Source organism: Bremerella alba, from assembly GCF_013618625.1.
Classification (GTDB): domain Bacteria; phylum Planctomycetota; class Planctomycetia; order Pirellulales; family Pirellulaceae; genus Bremerella; species Bremerella alba.
Window position 1 is genome coordinate 255,617 of sequence record NZ_JABRWO010000002.1, and the last position, 18,280, is coordinate 273,896.

At 56.3% G+C, this 18,280-nt stretch carries 10 protein-coding genes; 9 read left to right on the forward strand and 1 reads right to left on the reverse strand.

The genetic code is table 11. From position 1 onward, the window contains the following. Nucleotides 1-439 precede the first annotated feature (439 nt). On the reverse strand, nucleotides 440-1,123 hold the full coding sequence (gene tsaB / locus HOV93_RS04220; protein ID WP_207395216.1) for a tRNA (adenosine(37)-N6)-threonylcarbamoyltransferase complex dimerization subunit type 1 TsaB: 684 nt from the start codon (nucleotides 1,121-1,123) through the stop codon (nucleotides 440-442). A 646-nt stretch (nucleotides 1,124-1,769) separates the two neighbouring features. Between tsaB and HOV93_RS04225 the strand changes: the two genes are divergently transcribed. From HOV93_RS04225 to HOV93_RS04265, 9 genes are all read left to right on the forward strand, one after another. Next, a complete protein-coding gene (locus tag HOV93_RS04225) occupies nucleotides 1,770-2,522 on the forward strand; it encodes a metallophosphoesterase family protein (RefSeq protein WP_207395217.1) in 753 nt (250 codons plus the stop codon). 55 nt (nucleotides 2,523-2,577) lie between these two features. Next, complete coding sequence (locus tag HOV93_RS04230; RefSeq protein ID WP_207395218.1) at nucleotides 2,578-3,327, forward strand: metallophosphoesterase family protein; 750 nt, start codon at nucleotides 2,578-2,580, stop codon at nucleotides 3,325-3,327. A gap of 608 nt (nucleotides 3,328-3,935) precedes the next feature. Next, nucleotides 3,936-6,272 (forward strand): YidC/Oxa1 family insertase periplasmic-domain containing protein, encoded by a 2,337-nt coding sequence (locus tag HOV93_RS04235; RefSeq protein ID WP_207395219.1) that lies wholly within the window; start codon nucleotides 3,936-3,938, stop codon nucleotides 6,270-6,272. Between the two features lie 134 nt (nucleotides 6,273-6,406). Continuing rightward, nucleotides 6,407-7,759 carry a tRNA modification GTPase gene (locus tag HOV93_RS04240; RefSeq protein WP_207395220.1) on the forward strand — a complete coding sequence of 451 codons (1,353 nt, stop codon included), beginning with the start codon at nucleotides 6,407-6,409 and terminating at the stop codon, nucleotides 7,757-7,759. A gap of 268 nt (nucleotides 7,760-8,027) precedes the next feature. Beyond that, complete coding sequence (locus tag HOV93_RS04245; protein ID WP_207395221.1) at nucleotides 8,028-9,380, forward strand: Gfo/Idh/MocA family protein; 1,353 nt, start codon at nucleotides 8,028-8,030, stop codon at nucleotides 9,378-9,380. 185 nt (nucleotides 9,381-9,565) lie between these two features. After that, entirely contained in the window at nucleotides 9,566-10,219 is a 654-nt protein-coding gene (locus HOV93_RS04250) for an RNA polymerase sigma factor (protein ID WP_207395222.1), read from the forward strand. Next, complete coding sequence (locus tag HOV93_RS04255) at nucleotides 10,212-14,468, forward strand: outer membrane protein assembly factor BamB family protein (RefSeq protein WP_207395223.1); 4,257 nt, start codon at nucleotides 10,212-10,214, stop codon at nucleotides 14,466-14,468. Before HOV93_RS04250 ends, HOV93_RS04255 begins: the two co-directional genes overlap by 8 nt. 194 nt (nucleotides 14,469-14,662) lie before the next feature. Next, nucleotides 14,663-15,805: a squalene--hopene cyclase gene (locus HOV93_RS04260; RefSeq protein ID WP_207395224.1), complete on the forward strand. Its 1,143-nt coding sequence runs from the start codon at nucleotides 14,663-14,665 to the stop codon at nucleotides 15,803-15,805. Nucleotides 15,806-15,840: 35 nt separating this feature from the next. Further along, nucleotides 15,841-18,270 carry a BatA domain-containing protein gene (locus tag HOV93_RS04265; protein ID WP_207395225.1) on the forward strand — a complete coding sequence of 810 codons (2,430 nt, stop codon included), beginning with the start codon at nucleotides 15,841-15,843 and terminating at the stop codon, nucleotides 18,268-18,270. Nucleotides 18,271-18,280 lie beyond the last annotated feature (10 nt).

Consider the following 18,280-nt stretch of genomic DNA (forward strand, 5'->3'; position numbering starts at 1 on the left):
GGGTGGTAAGCCTGCTCTTTGCTGGGATCAAATTTCCAAGGGGTGGCCCAGAGTTTTATCTCTGGGTGGCCGAAGGTCACAAGCGGCTAGTGTTGCGTGCTGGATACCAGTGGCCGGACGCCTTTTTCATTCGAGCCGGGTCCATGAGCCGCTTGTCGGCGATGCCGACCCAGAGATGAATCTCTGGGCCAACCGGTGCCTGGTTAGATCTTCCCTTGGCTTTAAGCAGATGCGGTTCCAAGGGGTGGCCCAGAGTTTTATCTCTGGGTGGCCGAAGGTCACAAGCGGCTAATGTTGCGTGCTGGAAACCAATGGCCGGACGCCCTTTTCATTCAAACCAGGTCCATGAGCCGCTTGTCGGCGATGCCGACCCAGAGATGAATCTCTGGGCCAACCGGTGCTTGGTTGGATCTTCCCTTGGCTTTAAGCAGATGCGGTTCTAAGGGGTTTCGCTTTCCAGCTTTTCTTCTGCGGCGCTTTTCCGGTAGTAGTTGGGGCTCAAGGACCAGAAATCGTCGAATCTGCCTGCTAGGAAGTCGACGATGCCGACGCGGCCGACGGCCTGGGCGGTAGGAGCCCATTCGTTTTCGTCGACGACTCGCACCCCTTCCGGGAGATAGGCGAGCTTGTTTTTCAGGCCAGGTCCGGTAATCGATTCGCCGGGGCTCAACGAGGCCAAAAATGCTTGATCATCCACGATTTGCGTCGACTGCACCTCGACGTAATTGCCATTGTCGTTACGGTCGTAGGCGGCGTGAAAGAGTTGCTTCCGCTGGGCGTCCATGACCACGTGCAAGCGCGAGACGTTGTCGTCGCAGCGCTGGGCAATGGCCCTCAAAGTGTTTACGCCGACGGTCGTTGCCCCTGAAACGTAAGCGATGGTCTTGGCAGTCATTACGCCGATGCGAAGCCCCGTAAAAGAACCAGGCCCCTGGGCGACGATCACCAGCTGTAGCTCAGCTGGCTTCCAACCCACCTCGTCGACAAGCTCCTGAAGAAGCGGTGTGATGGCCTGCGTGGTTTGCAAGCTGGGGTCAAGCCACTGTGAGGCAACCAAATCGCTGCCCATAAACAAAGCGAGCGAGCTTTGCCGAGTCGAGGTATCGATAGCAAGCGTCTTCAAGCGTTGAATCCCTGAACTGATTCGTGGAACGGATCGAATGGGTCGGGCGGTCTATCTTACCGTGGGAAACTCAGAAATTATTTTCTGAATGGCCAGATGTCACAAGCGGCAAATATTTACTGCCGAAACAGCTGTGGCAGGTCACCCTTTTACCCCAAGCTTGGCTGACGAGCCACTAGTCGGCCATGCCAGATGCCCACGGACGAATCTTTGGGGCACCCACATCTTCCGGTTTTCGACCTCGGACCGTCAATTCCTTCATGCCGCCGGCTGGAAACCAGCACCATTCTTGGTTTAAAAATGCGGATTACCTGCATAATAGGCTCCGTAGCAAAGTTTTTGAGACGGAACCTATCGTGGGTACCATTGCATTGGAATGGTTGGCGACCGAAGGTTGATTTCGCCGATCTTACCTGATGACGGTCCGGCAATCGAGCTGGCAGGCACTTTGGGGCAAATGGGGGGAGGTGCCACCATTGTTTTTTGGTTATCTTGACCGCCGGTCGCTTGCCACCTAAATTTATATCCTATATCAGGTTGCGACGGCTTCCCTAGAAACTGACCCGTTGTCAGGCAAAACCCGAATGTTTTGCTTGCAGACGGCGGGATCGACTCCAGACCTTGAAAATCGGAAAGGTAGTCGGGCGTGAAACGTGCCCTCATCAGCGACATCCACGGTAACTTGGAAGCCTTGAACGCGGTCTTGGACGACATTCGCCAACAAGGAATCAGCGAGATTTATTGCCTGGGTGATGTCATCGGCTACGGCCCCAACCCGGTCGATTGCTTGGACATGGTGCGCCGCAAGTGCGCTATGTGCCTTTTAGGCAACCACGACCAGGCCGCTTTGTTTGACCCAGAAGGTTTCAATCCGGTCGCGTTCCGCGCTATTTTGTGGACACGTGACCAGATCGATAACTCGTCGGGCGGCGCTGCCGCAGTGAACGAGCGGTGGGACTTCTTAGGGGAACTTCCGCGAACGCACGTCGAGCCGAATCGACTTTATGTGCATGGTTCGCCGCGTGATCCTACAAACGAGTACGTCTTTCCCGAAGACGTTTACAACCAGCGGAAGATGGAAAACCTGTTCGAGCGCGTCGAGCAGTTCAGTTTCCAAGGCCATACGCATATACCTGGCGTGTTTACGCCGAGCCTAGAGTTTTTTGGCCCGGACGAGTGCGATCACGAGTACCGCTTTGGCGACGAGAAGGCATTATTTAATGTCGGCAGTGTCGGCCAGCCGCGCGATGGCGATCCGCGGGCCTGCTATGTGATCCTCACGGATGAATCGATCGTGTTCCGTCGCGTCGGATACGATCCCGAGGTTACGGCCAAGAAGATCTACGACACGCCTCAGTTAGACAACATGCTAGGTGACCGGCTGCGAGACGGTCGCTAACGATGTTCGGCCCTACTGCTTGGCCGAACGAGCATTCAGCAAGATCGAGACAACGATGAAAACAGCAGTTGTCAGCGACATTCATGGCAACCTCGATGCCCTTCAGGCCGTTCTGAAAGATATCCAGTCGCAAGAAGTCGAGCGTATTTATTGCCTGGGCGATGTGGTCGGCTATGGGCCGAACCCGCGCGAATGCGTCGACATCGTCCGCACGTTCGACCTATGCATCTTGGGCAACCACGATCAGGCCGCTTTGTTTGACCCGGAAGGTTTCAGCCACGGTGCCGAACAAGCGATCTTCTGGACCCGGAAACAGCTTGAAAGTGGCGAGGACCAAGATTCGACCCTTGGTCGTTGGCATTTCCTGTGTGGCTTGCCGCGAACGCATTCCGAAGATCAGCGTTTGTTTGTTCATGGATCGGCCCGAAATCCGCTCTGTGAATATGTTTTCCCGGAAGACATTTACAATCCGAAGAAGCTCGAAAAGATCTTCGCGCTGATTCCGAATGCTTGTTTTCAAGGACACACGCATGTCCCTGGCGTGTTTTACGAGTCGGCCCAATTCATGAGCCCGACCGATTTCGAGAACAGCACCTATCGCTTTAACGGCGATAAAGTGATGATCAACGTGGGAAGCGTGGGCCAGCCACGCGACGGCGATTCGCGTAGCTGCTACGTGATTGTCGACGAGAAAACGGTCGAGTTCCGCCGCGTTGAATACTCGATCGATACCGTGGCAAAAAAAATCCGAGCCATCGACGAACTGGACGACTCCCAGGGAGAACGTCTCTACGAAGGGCACTAGTTCGCCTTCTAAAGGTGCTTGAGATTCGTGTGCGGATGCCTGCCACCAAGGTTCGTTCTGTTCGCAGAGTACCTCTGTCGCCAAGGGTGGCCCAGAGATTCATCTCTGGGTGGCCGCAGGCCACAAGCGGCTAGTGATTCAAGCCGGAACCCAGTAGCCGGACGCCTTTTTCACTCCAGCCCAGTCCATAAGCCGCTTGTCGGCGGTGCCGACCCAGAGATGAATCTCTGGGCCAACCATCAATCGGCAAAACCATCAACCGTTTGATTGGCAAACCACCCGTTGATTGGTAAACCCTTCTCAACGGGGAACCACATCTTTTTGATGCATCACCTGCCCCAGTTCTCGATTTTCTTTTCGCAATAAACTGCCTAACTCGCCCGTTTTTCGGCAAATGTCGCGTATCTGCCGGCGAAGAAGCCTAGTGGCGTTTCCAAGACCGCACTTAAACGTGAGAATAGGGCGGATTGGCTGACCCCCGACACTGCGCGGACAAGGAGGGAATCAACCTCTTTGAAACAGGCTTTCCGCAGGTTGTCCCCGTCCCCTGTCATTTCCGAGTGATTGGGTAGCTTCATTTTTGGTATTCATCGCAAGGACCTTCGCTCGTGGAACGGCGCCACATTACGTTCATCTTTCTTGCCGCTTCGCTGCTGCTGACTTTCAACCTCTTGAGCAATATGAATCAGCCGGAAGAAAAACCGGATGATGGCCGAGAAGAGATTGTCGAGGTCGATGCCGACGCGAATGCACCCAAGGAAGGTAACCCCGGGGACGCGAACGGTCCTCCCGTGGAAGAAGACAAGGTCGCCTACGACCGTCAGTTTGCCACGCTTGGCTCGGTTAATCCGGAAGACGGATATCGCATGCTGGTAACGCTCGATTCGAAGGGGGCTTCGGTTCACCGCGTTGAATTGAGTAACCCCAGCTATCAAAGCTACGAGCACGACGACGACGGCGGCTACCTCGGTCAATTGGCATTCGACGAGACCGACGGCAACGGCGTGAAAGTCAACGTCATTGGTCCCGGAACGCCGGCTGCTCTGGCAGTAGCCACGACCGAAGGCGTTGAAAATGGCTTGAAAATCGGGGACACGATTGTCGCCGTCAACGATCAGCCCATCAGCGATATCAACAGCTTTCAAGAAGTCATGCGGGGTACCAAACCGCGCGGCGAAATCCAGGTGACCGTTAAGCGTGCGGCGGCGACCGAAGGGGAAGAACCCCAGAAGATCACCTTTACTGTCGCCCTTCGTAAACACCCGATCGAGGTGATCAAGCCTGACGTTTCCACCATCACCGGTGGCAATGGCCTACCGCAGGAATTTGTGCACCCGCCGGCGTATCTCACGACGCTCGCCCAGGTTGGTACGCTGACGGCTCGTGAAGGTTCTGCCCAATACAAGAGCCTGGCCGAGATCAAAGGGTTGCCTTCGTTGATCCACGGCAACTGGCAGACAAAACAGATTTCAGAAAACGAGGTTCACTTCGAGATCACGATTTTCCCGAGCGACCTGAAGCAACTGGGCGATAACCGGAAGCTTCGCCTGGTCAAGAAATTCAAGCTGACCAAGATCACCGACGAGATGACCGACGCGGATGGATTTCATATCGACTACGACCTCGAAATTCATAACGATTCGGAAGACATACTCAGCGTTGCCTACAAGCAGCTAGGTCCTACCGGGCTGCCGCTAGAAGGTTGGTGGTATGCCCACAAAATCAGTCACGGCTTCGGAACCGCTGGCGTCCGCGATGTGACTTGGGAATCGGAAGACGGCAGCGATTACAAGTTATTCACCGTCTACAACCTCGTTGAACAGGCCCAGAAGGAAGGCGCCGACCCGCAGACGCCGCTGTACAACTCGGACAGCAACATCAAGACGAAGTACGCTGGCGTTGATGCTCAGTATTTCAACAGCTCGCTGCTTTTAGATCACGAGCAAAGCTCGACCTCGATCGACCTGGCCCAGGCTACCGGTGCACCGATTGCCCCAATCAATGAATCGTACGAACCGAAAACCGACTGTACGTTCACACTGCAAAGCCGCGCCTATCCGATTGGCGGCGGCCAGATGGTCAACCAAAAGTTCCGTATCTTTGCCGGTCCTAAGAAGACGGAAGTGCTGGCACACTACGGGCTCGGTAAAGTTGAATACTACGGGTGGTTCAGCCCGGTCTCCTCGGTCTTGCTGATCGTGCTGCATGCGTTGCACTCGGTGCTGCATAACTATGGTTTGGCGATTATTGTGCTGACGCTGATGGTTCGTGGTGCGATGCACCCGATCAGCCGCAAGCAGGCCAAGAACATGCAGATTCAACAGGCCCTGGCACCTGAAATTAAACGCATCAGCGACCAGTACAAGGACGACCCCGAAGGTCGTCTCAAAGCCCAGCAAGACCTGTTCAAGAAGCATAAGTTCAACCCGGTAGGTGGCTGCTTGATGATGTTCATCCAGTTGCCGATCTTCCTGGGGCTTTACCGAGCTTTGGCGGTCGACTTCCAACTGCGGCAAGCGCCGCTGATTCCCGGCCTGGCGTGGTGCTCGAACTTGGCTGCTCCGGATCAACTGCTGTACTGGGGCGACTGGATGCCAGAGTTCCTCTCGCGTCCGACCGGTTTCCCGAGCTTGGGGCCTTACCTCAATATCTTGCCGCTGATCACCGTGGCATTGTTTTTGGTGCAGCAAAAGTTGTTCATGCCGCCACCGCAAGATGAACAACAGGCGATGCAGCAGCGAATCATGACCGTCATGATGGTCTTCATGGGCGTCATGTTCTTTAAAGTCCCTTCGGGCCTGTGTCTTTACTTCATCACTTCCAGCCTCTGGGGCATCGTCGAACGGAAGCTGCTTCCCAAGCCGAAGAACATCCCCGTGGTGATCGAGGCGAAGAAAGAAGCCATCAAACAGCCGAAGATCCGTCAGGCGAAAAAGAAGAAGTAGCTTTCAGAGGGTGCCACTGTTGGACGAACCAGCAGTGGCACTGAATCACTTTATTTATGGGTGTTCATCGGTGCTGTCCGTGGTCACTCTTCTTCTCGGGGGCTAATCCGACTTAAGTCGAAAGGACAGAGTCGTTGGACCTGGAACAAACGATCGTTGCGATTTCGTCCGCGCCGGGCATTGGCAGCCGATCGATCGTCCGCTTAAGTGGCGAGGACGCCGTCCGCATCGCGTTGAGTATCACGACACAACCGAACGAGACGTCATTCAATACCTCGCAGGTCGTGCCTCGCGAGATCTGCCTACCTGGCGAGCGAAAACTGACAGCCGACTTTTGGATCTGGCCCACTTCGCGCAGCTATACGAAACAGCCGCAGGTCGAGATTCACCTGCCGGGAAGCCGAGCCATCGCCGATCTGGTACTGCTCGACTTGCGCCGCGCTAACGCCCGCCTGGCCCAACCGGGCGAGTTCACCATGCGGGCCTTTCTGGCAGGCCGACTCGATCTGACCCAAGCCGAAGCCGTGCTGGGTGTGATCGACGCCAACGGCGAGCAGCGTTTTCAAGCGGCGCTGCGGCAGCTATCCGGCGGACTGTCTGGCCCGCTACAAGCCGCGCGCAACGACTTAATCGAACTGTTGGCACTGTTGGAAGCAGGTCTCGATTTCGTCGAAGAAGACATCGAGTTCATCGAGATGGAAGAACTGCGGATGCGTGTTACCCAGATTCACGATTCGCTGGCAAAGCTCCGCGATCAAATCCGATCGCGGACGACAAACCAGTCGATTCCCAAGGTGGTGCTTCTCGGTCTGCCCAATGCCGGCAAAAGTAGCTTGTTCAATGCGCTGGCCGGATCGGACGAGGCCATCACCTCTCCAATCTCTGGGACGACGCGTGACTTCATCACCCGGAAGGTCTGTTGGGAGAACATCGATCTCGAGTTAGTCGATACGGCCGGACACGAAGCGTTCGAGGATGGTGATGTAATCCGAAAATTCATGGCCGACCAAACCCGATTTGCCACTGAAGATTGTGACCTCGGAATCCTATGTGTCGATGCCGAAGTAGGAATAACGGATCAAGATCGTGAACTCTGCGCAAGAATCCCGGTCGATCAGTCCCTTATGGTCGCGACGAAGTGTGATACGCCCGAACCAGTAAGCCCAGAATTTGCCGCGCATGCGACCAGTGCCAGAACAGGTAGTGGTGTCCCAGGCCTCCAAAAGGCAATCGTAGCGAAACTTACGGAGCTACAGCTTACCGCAGACGCAATGGTGCCCAGTTCGGCAATCCGCTGCCTGGGGGCCATCGAACAGACGCTTGGGGCGCTTACCACCTGTTTGGATGGCATCTCGGGATATCAATCTGAAGAGTTGATTGCTTCTGAGATTCGTTACGCCATCTCGCAGCTTGCCGAAGTGGTAGGTGCTGTCTACACCGATGACATTCTGGACGTCATCTTTTCCCGATTTTGCATTGGAAAATAGTCCGAATATCTTGGTTTTCTGTGCCGGGTTTTATTGCATAAAGTGTACCTAATCGCTAAGTTGACAACATAGGCAACACGTGAGGGGTCTGTACCTAGCGTGCTGTCATGGTTGAGATGTCGCCAAATCCTACCACCTTGGTTTCCTTTCCAGCCTTTCCTTTTTTAGTCAATCACCGCTTCTTCGGCCCGGCCCGCTTTGTATTTCTTTCTTGAGCACCCGGCCCACTAGAAGCGACGGATTCGCAATTCAACGAGGAGATTAGTACATGCGTTCCAACCAGAATCGTCGTAACTTCATGAAGCTGACGGCAGCCGCCGGTGCTGGCTTCTGGGCTGCTGCTGGCGTGCAGGCCCAAGATACGAAATCCCCCAATGAGAAGATCAACTTCGCCAGCATCGGTATCGGTGGTAAAGGTTCGAGCGACTCGAATGATGCTGGCCGCGCTGGCAACATGGTAGCGATTGTTGACATCGATAAAGAACGTCTGGAACAAGCGGGTGCCCGCTTCCCCGGCGCAAAGAGCTACACCGATTACCGCGAAATGCTGACTGAAATGGGCGACAAGGTCGACGCCGTTACTGTCAGTACCCCAGACCACTCGCACGCTCCGGCTTCCGCCATGGCGATGAAGATGGGCAAGCATTGCTTCACGCAGAAGCCGCTGACCCACAGCATCTGGGAAGCACGTCGCCTGGGCGAAATCGCCAAGGAAAACAAAGTTGTTACTCAGATGGGTAACCAAGGTACTGCCGAACGCGGTGTTCGTCGTGCTGCGGAACTGATCCAAGGTGGCGCGATTGGCAATGTGAACGAAGTTCACGTTTGGACCAACCGCCCAGTGTGGCCGCAAGGTGTCGCCAAGCCAGAAACACAGCCAGTTCCTGAATCGCTTGATTGGGAAATGTTCATCGGTCCGGCTCCTTACCGTGAATACGCCGATGCTTATCACCCATTCAAATGGCGTGGTTGGTGGGACTTCGGTACCGGTGCTTTGGGCGACATGGCTTGCCATACGTTCAACATGGCCTTCATGGGCTTGAACCTGCGTGACCCAATTTCGGTCGAAGCCGAATCGTCTGGTCACAACGGCCAAACCTATCCGAAGTGGTCGGTCATCAAGTTCGAGTTCCCAGAACTCGCTGGTCGTGCTCCGGTTACCATGTACTGGTACGACGGCGGCAAGCTGCCTTCCCCAGAACTGACCAAGGACCTGCCGCTGAGCAATAACAAGCTGTCCAGCAGTGGTAGCCTGTTGATTGGCGACGCCGGCAAGATCTACTCGCCAAACGATTACGGTGCCAAGTTCAACTTGCTACCCGAAGAAAAGTTCAAGGACTACGAAGGTCCAGAAGAATCGATTCCGCGTTCGCCGGGTCACTTCAAGGAATTCGTCGACGGCATCAATGGCGGTCCAGAGCCTATGTCGAACTTCCCGAACTACGCTGGCCCACTTTCCGAAACCATCTTGCTGGGTAACCTGTCCGTCTGGACCACCGGCGAATCTGGCAAGGGTAAGGTCATCGAGTGGGATGCGAAGAACCTGGAAGCTAAGAACGCTCCGGAAGTCGCGGAAATCATCAAGCCGAAGTACCGCGAAGGTTGGGCTGACTTGATTTAGTTCCGATCCGCGGAATGATTGTTGCAACGAGAAAAAGCGGAGCCGTCCCCACGATGGCTCCGCTTTCTTATGTACTGGTCGGAAGAATCTGACGAATCGTTTGCGGGATTTGTCCATGATCTTATATGATTGACATGCGATCGATAATTCGATCGACTCCCGCTTAATTCCTACCGAGTGACGCGATGCCTTTACCCCCTTCCGCAACAAAGACGGTTTCCGACGCACAAAGTGCCGCGTCTCAAACCGAATCCGCCTTTGTGCATTACGACCGTATGCAAACGGCGGAAGAAGATGCGCTGCTTATCCAGGCATTGCAGTCCAACGATCGCGAAGCGCTGGGCACGTTTGTGCAGCGACAACAAGGGTTTGTCTTTGGCTACCTCCGCTCGCGGATGGTCGACCCGACCGACGCTGACGACCTATGCCAGGAAGTCTTTCTGCGGTGCCTGGCCGGCAAAGTTCGCTTTCGCGGCGACGTGCCGGTGCGGCCTTGGCTGATAGGCGTGGCCCGCAACGTCCTACGCGAACACATTCGTCGCCACAAGCGCCGGAAGGAAGTCGAATGGACCGAGCTTTGCTTGGAACTTGACAGTTTGACCCAAGACGACAGTTCGGACTATCGCGTCGTGCACGGTTGGCTTCATGCGTGCATCGAGACACTCGGCAGTTCGGCCCACGAAGCGCTGAAAATGCATTACTTCGCACGGCTCAAGATGGCTCAGATTGCCGAAAAGATGCGGCGTAGCGAAGGGGCCGTCAAGCTACTCGTTTTCCGTGCTCGCCAGGCCCTCAAAGTGTGCGTCACACGAAAGTCGCAAAACGCCCCGGATGAATGAACAAGACCTGATCGTACTCGTGCAAGAGAGCCCGATCGACGACCTAACCCTGGATCAGATTCGCCAACTCCGCGCTCAGCTGTCGGAATCACCCCAACTGCGCGATGCGCTGTCTGAACGTCTTCAGATGGATCACCATCTGGTCGACGCGTTAGGGGCCTCCGGCGACACGCCCGATCAGTTCGTGCAGAAGGTAATGCAGCGCAAGCAGCGTCAAAATGCTGGCTCGCGTTGGGTGTTTAGCCTGGCGATCGCCTTGCTGCTGGTCGCAGCCGTCGGCCTGGGTGTTTTCTATCAGCTTCAAGCAGGGGCATCTGCTACCGACATCGCAGCGACCGACGACTCGGAAACGCTCGACCATGCCCCGGCAGACGCCGAGAAGTCAGAGCGTCCTATCAAGCGCGAGCCCGAAGCTGCCCCAGATCCGAGCACATCCGATAAGCCTGAGGAAGTTCCCGCAACGGACACCGTCGAAACGGAAGACCAGTCACGCGAGCCAGAAACGACCGAGCAAGACTTGCCGGAAGTCGAGCAAGCCCTCGTTCCCCGTGACGTGGCTCCTTTAACGTTCGCCCATTTAACCTCCCTGCCGGAAGCCGATCGGCGCGATTCATTAACGCGATCGCAGTACGATTCGTGGCTGACCAAAGCTTCCGACAAACTTCCGGCAGAAATCCAAGAGTTTCGCGACGGTGATCGTCCGCAAACTAAAATGAAGGGCTGGTTTCGTCTGCGTGGGCAGCTTCCTTCGCAAGCGGCACTGCGGTTCGAGATGTCCGATATCCATCGTGTGCGGTTTCATTTCTACTGCGGCGACCAAGGGGTAAGCGTCGTCCGGCATCAGCACGATTATTCTCCTTGGTATGCCTATGCAATGACCCCTGGCGACGATGGCATCCAACCGAAGAACCTGCGTCTGCAAGCCAACGACGGCTACCGCGAGCATCGCGGACCGGCACGGCACTATCGCCCGGTAGCGTTCTATTACGACGACGCGACAAGTGAACTGGTCTTCTACCGCGGCGACGTGGAGGTGATTCGTACGCCGCTGCCGTCGGTGCCCGATCGTATCTACATCGAGGGCGAATCGATCATTCGTCGGATGAACCTCTGGCCTTTGAAAGACCTGCCGCAGGGGCAAGCCGAGTACCCGCAGCAAGTCGCGATCGAGCAAACCGCCGACCTGTCCTGGCAGTCGAAATTGGCCGAGCAGACCACCCTGGAAAAGAACCAGGATGGCACGCTTTCCCTAGTGAGCAACAACCCCAAGGACCATAGCTGGGCTTGTGTGCCGATTCCCGGTTATGGCATGCGGATGGTCGAACTTGAACTAACCGGCGTCGATCACTCGCACGGAGTCTTTTTGACGCAGCCAGCCAAGACGCCGGATGAAGGAAAGATGGCGGAGGCTCCGGCCCCGAAGGATGGCCTGGTCTTCAACCGGAATCGCAAGACGGATGAACTCTACGCGCGCTTTTCACACATCTGGGATTCCGGCCATCAGGTCGACCGCGATCCACTGGATCATCCGGCAACGCAGGTAGGCGACCATGTTTGGATTCGCCTACTCGCCGGTGGAGGCCAAGTCCGCGGCTGGATCAGTCTCGACGGCCAGCACTGGGCCTTGCTCTCTAGCGAAGACAACGACACCAAAGGGGTCTACAACCACATTGGCATTTCCGCCGCTAAAGTCGAAGGAGATCACCGCCTTACGATTAAGAAGTTGGTCGTGCGCGAGCTTCCCGGGCTCACGGGTCTCTTTCCCCAACCGCACTGGGAAAAGGTCGAGCAAGTAACCTGGCAAGAGTTGGGCGAATCTCCCTATGCCGAAGAGCCATTTATCTTACCTGACGGATCGAAGCTGCCGGCCGACCTGGCAACGCGTTTGCGCCGTTATGGGTGCACCGGCGCATCGTACGAGCACATGACCGAACTATGCGAAGAGGCGATTCAAGCAGCCCCCAACAACGCCCAAAAGCGGCAGGTCATTCAAGACATGCTGGCCCTGACCAGGACCTGGCCATTGGGACATAACGAGCGGCGATTCATGGGGTGGTGCGAAGAGCAGCTAGGCAAGCTCTTTGAAGAGCAGCTTCCCACCGCAGAGCGACAAAACTACGCTGCATTTCGTCGCGAACTGTTGAACCAGGCGTCGATCAATCGCGATGCGATGGGATACTTTTCGCAAGAGCGTTTCAATGCCGAAATGCTGATGGCGATTGAACAGGGGCGCTGGAACGACATCCTCGACAACTGCGAAGCGATGCGTCGATATTACCCGCACGATCCCCGCAAGCTGCGAAGCGAGTTCCCCATCATCAACTGGGCAGGCGGCATTGCCGTGCGTCATTCGGGCCGGGCCAATCAAGCCGCCGATTACCTGACCGAAGGACGCTCGACCACGTTGCTGGTCGAAGACCTGAGCAAGGAAGCGTACAACATCAGTGCCGAACTCAACGCCGCGCTCGAAAGCGACGCCATCGCCGATGCTTGTCGCTTGATCACGCAAATTCCAGAGTCTGCCGCGGAAGGCCTGGCCCCTTCTGGCAGCGACCCCGATCACCTCTTCTCGGTGACGGCGGCCATTCAAATGGCCGTGCAAAATCACGAGGCCCTGCAAGATCAGATGGAGAAAGAGCACTCCGATCTGGCCCAATTGCGGGTGAACTCCGCGATTCAGCGCGGCGACCGCAAGATTGTCGAACTGGTGACACTGCAGTTCTTCGACACCCAGGCCGCCGCCGAAGCGCATCTGTGGTTGGGCGATCAAGCCACATCGGCCGGCGACTTTGCCTCTTCGCTGCAGCACTACATTAAAGCGGCCCGCTCGGCTGACGGACCATTGAAGTCTAAGGTCGATGCCCGGCTGTTGATGCTGGGTCACATGCCGTCAGGGGATCAGGCCGAACCAACCGAGCCGATCTCGATTGGTTCGACGACCCTCACAGCCAGTTCCTTGATCGACCAAACAGGCGTAATCCGCACAGCCCAGACAGCCCAGCAAGAGGTTGCCCGGACAGATGCTGCTCTAGGGGCCCATGCCAAGTGGCCAGAGATGGCTTCGATCAACCCGACCGGCTTCACCCTGAAAGGATCGTGGGGGCGCGAATCAGGACGAGTTCCATCGGCCGTGAAAGAAACGAATTTCGATTGGCATGGGCAGGCCCTGGGCATGACGCTGTTAGGAGACCAAGCGTATATCTGCAATCGATTCGAGATCGCAAAGCTCGACCTGAAAAATAAAAAGGAAATCTGGACGCGATCGCAGCGTGATAAGGACCGTGGTAAAGCGCACGACTACCCTTACACGCGCTGCGTCCCTTTGATTGTTGGCGATATGGTGGTCACGCGGATGCTGCATGAGAAAGGGTTCGCCCTGTATGGATTCGATCGAGAATCGGGCGACCAACGTTGGGTGACCAATCTCGACGACCAGATGGTCTTGGCCACCGATCCAATTTCGGTACAAGGCCGAGTCCTCATCGTTACGCTTCGCGAGGTCTCTCAGTCCACTTTTGCTGTGCGACTTTCGCGGGTTGATCTTACCACAGGCGAAATTCTCGACAGTCATCCGCTGTTTCGCATTCGCGATACATGGTTCGACCGGGGCATTGGCAACGTCGTCGCCCATCGCGAGCAGCTCTTGATCGATCTGGGAGGAGCGTTGGCATCGTGTGATATCTCTGGCCATTTGCAGTGGGTCCGCAAGCAGTTGACCTTTCCGCAAAAGATCGACTCACGTTGGTCAGGTCAGCAGCTGAGCAACATCGAGATTTTCGGAAACCAGGCCATTTCGTTCCATGCCGGTGCGCTTCGCCTGGAGTGCTTCGACGTGGCCACCGGTACGTTGCGCTGGACCATACCGGCCACCAACGTGCAATCCATTGAGTTATTGGACGACGAGACGCTGCTGGTCGAAGAGACCGACCGTTGGCTTCTCGTGTCGGAAGCGTCCGGTAAAGTGGCCTCGCAGATAGCAAAACCAGAGAATCTGCTATCGTGGCACCGAACGCAAGACGCGCTAATTGGCCTGACCTACCACAAGCCTGTCGAAAAAGATGGTAAAGCGACCCTTCAAGTGGTTCGTGTCGATGTTCTCTCTGGCGAAGTCCAGCCGCTTCAATCGACCGAAGTCGCAGGCAAGGAACTTCCGGCCGCTGGCCCCTTTTTCTATGGAGCGGAGAAGTGGTTCCTCTGGTTTCACGAGGACCAGAAAAAGGATGAACGTCAGGTGATGGTGGTCGAGTAGGCCTCAGCAGTTTAGCGATCATTCGAGGCGTTCCGCGGTAATTCTTCTGAAATTTGCTCACTCGGCGATTTTTCCTGAAACGATCCCTTTCCCTATGGCATAGCTAGTCAGAGATGACGCTTAGCACGGCCAATTTCCCAACGGGTCGGCGAGCGCATGAAACTACTGGCGCACCCCTTTTCCTGGGCCAGGCTATGTCCTTTTCCCGAATATTGATCTTCTCGACCCTCTTAGTGCTCAGCGCTACCGGCGGTACGCGCGCCGTGGCTGAAGGAGAGTGGGAAGTCACTCCCGAAAGCCGTCAGGCACTCGAGCAGGGCCTGAATTGGCTTGCCGAAAACCAGGGCCCCAATGGGGACTGGGAATCGGACGATCTGGGCCTGGTGGGCATGGGGGCGCTTGCGTTTATGGCCGACGGCCACGCCCCAGGCCGCGGCAAGTATGGTCAACCACTGGATCGAGCGATCAACAAAATCCTCTCCAGCCCCCGCCCTTCCGGCTTACTGAATATCGCCGACGCGCAGCGCGACATGTATAACCACGGGCTCACAACGTTCGTTCTGGGGCAAGCCCACGGAATGACCCACGACACGCGGATTAATCCAGTACTAGATCGCGCGCTGAAACTGATTGCATTCACCCAGGCCGAAGATGGCGGCTGGGATTATCGCGCAGTCCGCCGAGACAATGGGCACGACCTGAGCCTGGCCGTGATGCAGGCCAAGGCCCTACGCAGCGCAATGGATACCGGCATCGAAGTTGCCCCCGAGGTGGTCGACCTGGCCATCGGTAGTGTACGCGAACACTACAGCCCCGAAGGCGTTTCTCGCGATGCGGCCGAAGCCGAACAGAAAAAGTACCCAGGGCAGTTCACTTACACGCGTCACGGCGGCAAGGCCTCGCTGGCCATGGCGGCCGCAGGGGTCGTTTGCCTGCAAGAGTTCGGCCAATACGATGACTGGCGAATCGCGAAAAACATGGAAGTCATTCACGCCGAGATTGCGAAGCTAAAAGAAAAGAAAAACAAGGGCAACGGGCGACTTCCCTTTGATGCCTATACCTTGTACTACGTCGGACAAGCACTGTATCAGACCGGTGGCGAGGATTGGAAGCGTTCTTACCCGACCCTCCGCGATGCGGTCATTGAATCGCAGTTCAATCGCCCCGAAGATCTGCGATATCATGGAATGTGGCACGCCGGTGCCCATGTCAACAACATGCCTGGCGACTTATACGGTACGGCGGTTGGGTGCTTTATCCTGGCGATGCCCAATCGCTATCTGCCGATCCTGCAAGAAGGCCGTATCGAATCGTTCCAACAAGATGCCGGCCGCTAATCACTAAGTCACGTTAGCACAGACACCAAGAGTTCATGTTCCCATACTTCTTAGCTTCTGGATTCGCGATTGCCGGTGCCATTGTCATGGCCGGACCGGCACTGATTCACTTGATGAATCGGAATCGCTATCGCACGGTCCACTGGGCCGCGATGGATTTTCTGCTGGAAGCAATGCAGTCGAACCGGCGTCTACTGCGAATTCGCGACTTGCTGCTGATGGCCCTAAGGGCGCTCGCGCTATTGCTGTTTGGTTTGGCCCTGGCACGTCCATACTTTTCCAGTGCCGATTCAGCACTGCCAGGGACATCGAAGCCGCCCCACGCAATATTGGTGCTCGATAACAGCATGAGCAATTCGCTTGAATCGATCTCAGGCTCGGCCCTCGAGACCTCGCGTCAACAGGCCAAGCAGTTCCTCGAGAAGCTTCCCTCGGCAAGTCAGATCTCGGTGATCGCGCTCAGTGGTGCCCAGTCGCGACGCATTTCCGATCCGTTCACTTCCCGCACCGACGCCGCCGACGCGATTGATAAGATCGTCGCGACCGATGGCCCTGGCGAGTTGACCCACGCGCTCAATCAGGCTCGCCGCCTGGCAGAACAAACGCCGTCGCTTTCTCCTTACGTGGTTGTCTTTGGCGACCAGCAAGCATCGCAGTGGCAGCGTCTCGCTCGCGGCAATCCGCCTGAGGAAGAGATGCCGGTGATTCTAGTCGGCACCGATGCCAGCACGCCTGGTAATGCCTGGGTGGAAGAATTCGGCCTGCCGGATGGGATGGCTGAAATTGGCATGCCGACACGTATTGTCGCTCGCGTTCGCTACCAAGGGGACGAGCCACGATCGAATGTCGCGGTCTCGTTCAAAGTTCGCGACAACGAAGTGGAAACCAAGTTCGCAGACTTCCCCGAAGGCGATTCAGTTCAGACGTTAGCGTTCGACTATGTCTTCGACGCGATGGAAGTCGACCCAGGCCGCATGTCGTCGATTCCTTTAACCGTTTCCATCGCCGGAGACGCACTTCCGGCCGATGATTCACGTTCGCTCGTCGTTCCGTTGGTCGCTTCGACGCCGGTTGTTTTCATCGATCAGTGGAGCGACACCGAAGAGTCCCCGGCACTAGGTCGACTTGGCGAAACATGGATCCTGCGACAGCTATTATGCCCTCAAACCGACTCAAGTCGCGAAGAGCAGCACCTCATCCGCCCCATTCACCTTTCGCAGCGTGAAGCGGAAGGGGAACCCCTGAAAGCGGCCTTGCGAGAAGCTCGCCTGACGGTGATTGCCGGTATTGAGTCTCCCTCGGTCGAACTGGTCAGCATGCTCAGGTCGTATGTCGAACAAGGGGGGCAACTTGCCATTGCCGCCGGAGGAGACTTTGATCCGCATGCGTGGAATGATGTCGCCTGGCAAGGGGGCCGGGGTATTCTTCCCAAACCGCTAAAGCCATCGGCGGTCGGCCAAAGCTTGAGTGAATTTTCAGACGACCTGCAGCCGTTTCGCATTTCCGGCAAAGGACTTCTCGATCACTCTTATTTTCGTCTGGCCGATCTAGAAGAGACTCAGCTGATTGATCTCTACACCGATGCTCTCTTCTTCAAGACCGTCGTCCCCACGGACGAAACCAACACACTTGCGACCAGCAATACGGCCAGCAGCATGCCGCCGCTCGAAGAAAAGTGGCTCTCCTGGACGCCACCGGTCTCGACGATCGAGCGGCCAGACGACCAGTCGGATAGCCCAACCGCGAGCATCCCGGCCACCACGATCGCCCAGTTTGATAACGGCATTGAATTTGTGATCGAGCGGCATGTGGGTTCTGGCCGGATCGTATTTTTTAGTTCCGGTGTCAGCTCGCAGTGGTCGACCTTGCCCAGCACCAATGCGGTCTTGATCTTCGATCGCGTACTGAGGAATCAACTCGCATCGACGTTTCAGCGTTACAACTTCGACGTGGGTGAAACGGCTTTGCTACCGATTCCGCCTGGCGTGGGTGACTCGAGCATTCAACTGATTGCCCCAGATAGTGGTATCGTCCGCTCCGTTTCTCCTCGCTTTCTCAACGAAGAGACCCGAGGCGTGCTGATCGACAATCTCGATTCGGCTGGTGTTTATTGGCTATCCGACGGAGAACCCAGCGGAACACCAGGAGACGCCGCAGAAGGAAGATCGCAGTTTCGCATCCCGATCAGTGGGACGCCTACTGCCTGGGAATCGCAGCTCACACGGCTCGATGAAGAGCAATTTGCCGGGCTCAATCTGCCTCCCCAATATCGCTGGCAAGACAGTTCGGAAGTGGTCGGCGGAAGCGGACTGCCGATGTCAGGCCATGCGTGGTGGCAGTGGTTGATCGGACTGGTCATCGTTTTACTTATTGTCGAAATGACCGTGGCGGCGATGCCGTCGTGGTTGGCCTGGATCGTGAATCGTGGCTCCACCTCGCCAGCGACCTCTTCGGCCTCATCGTGATTGAAACGGA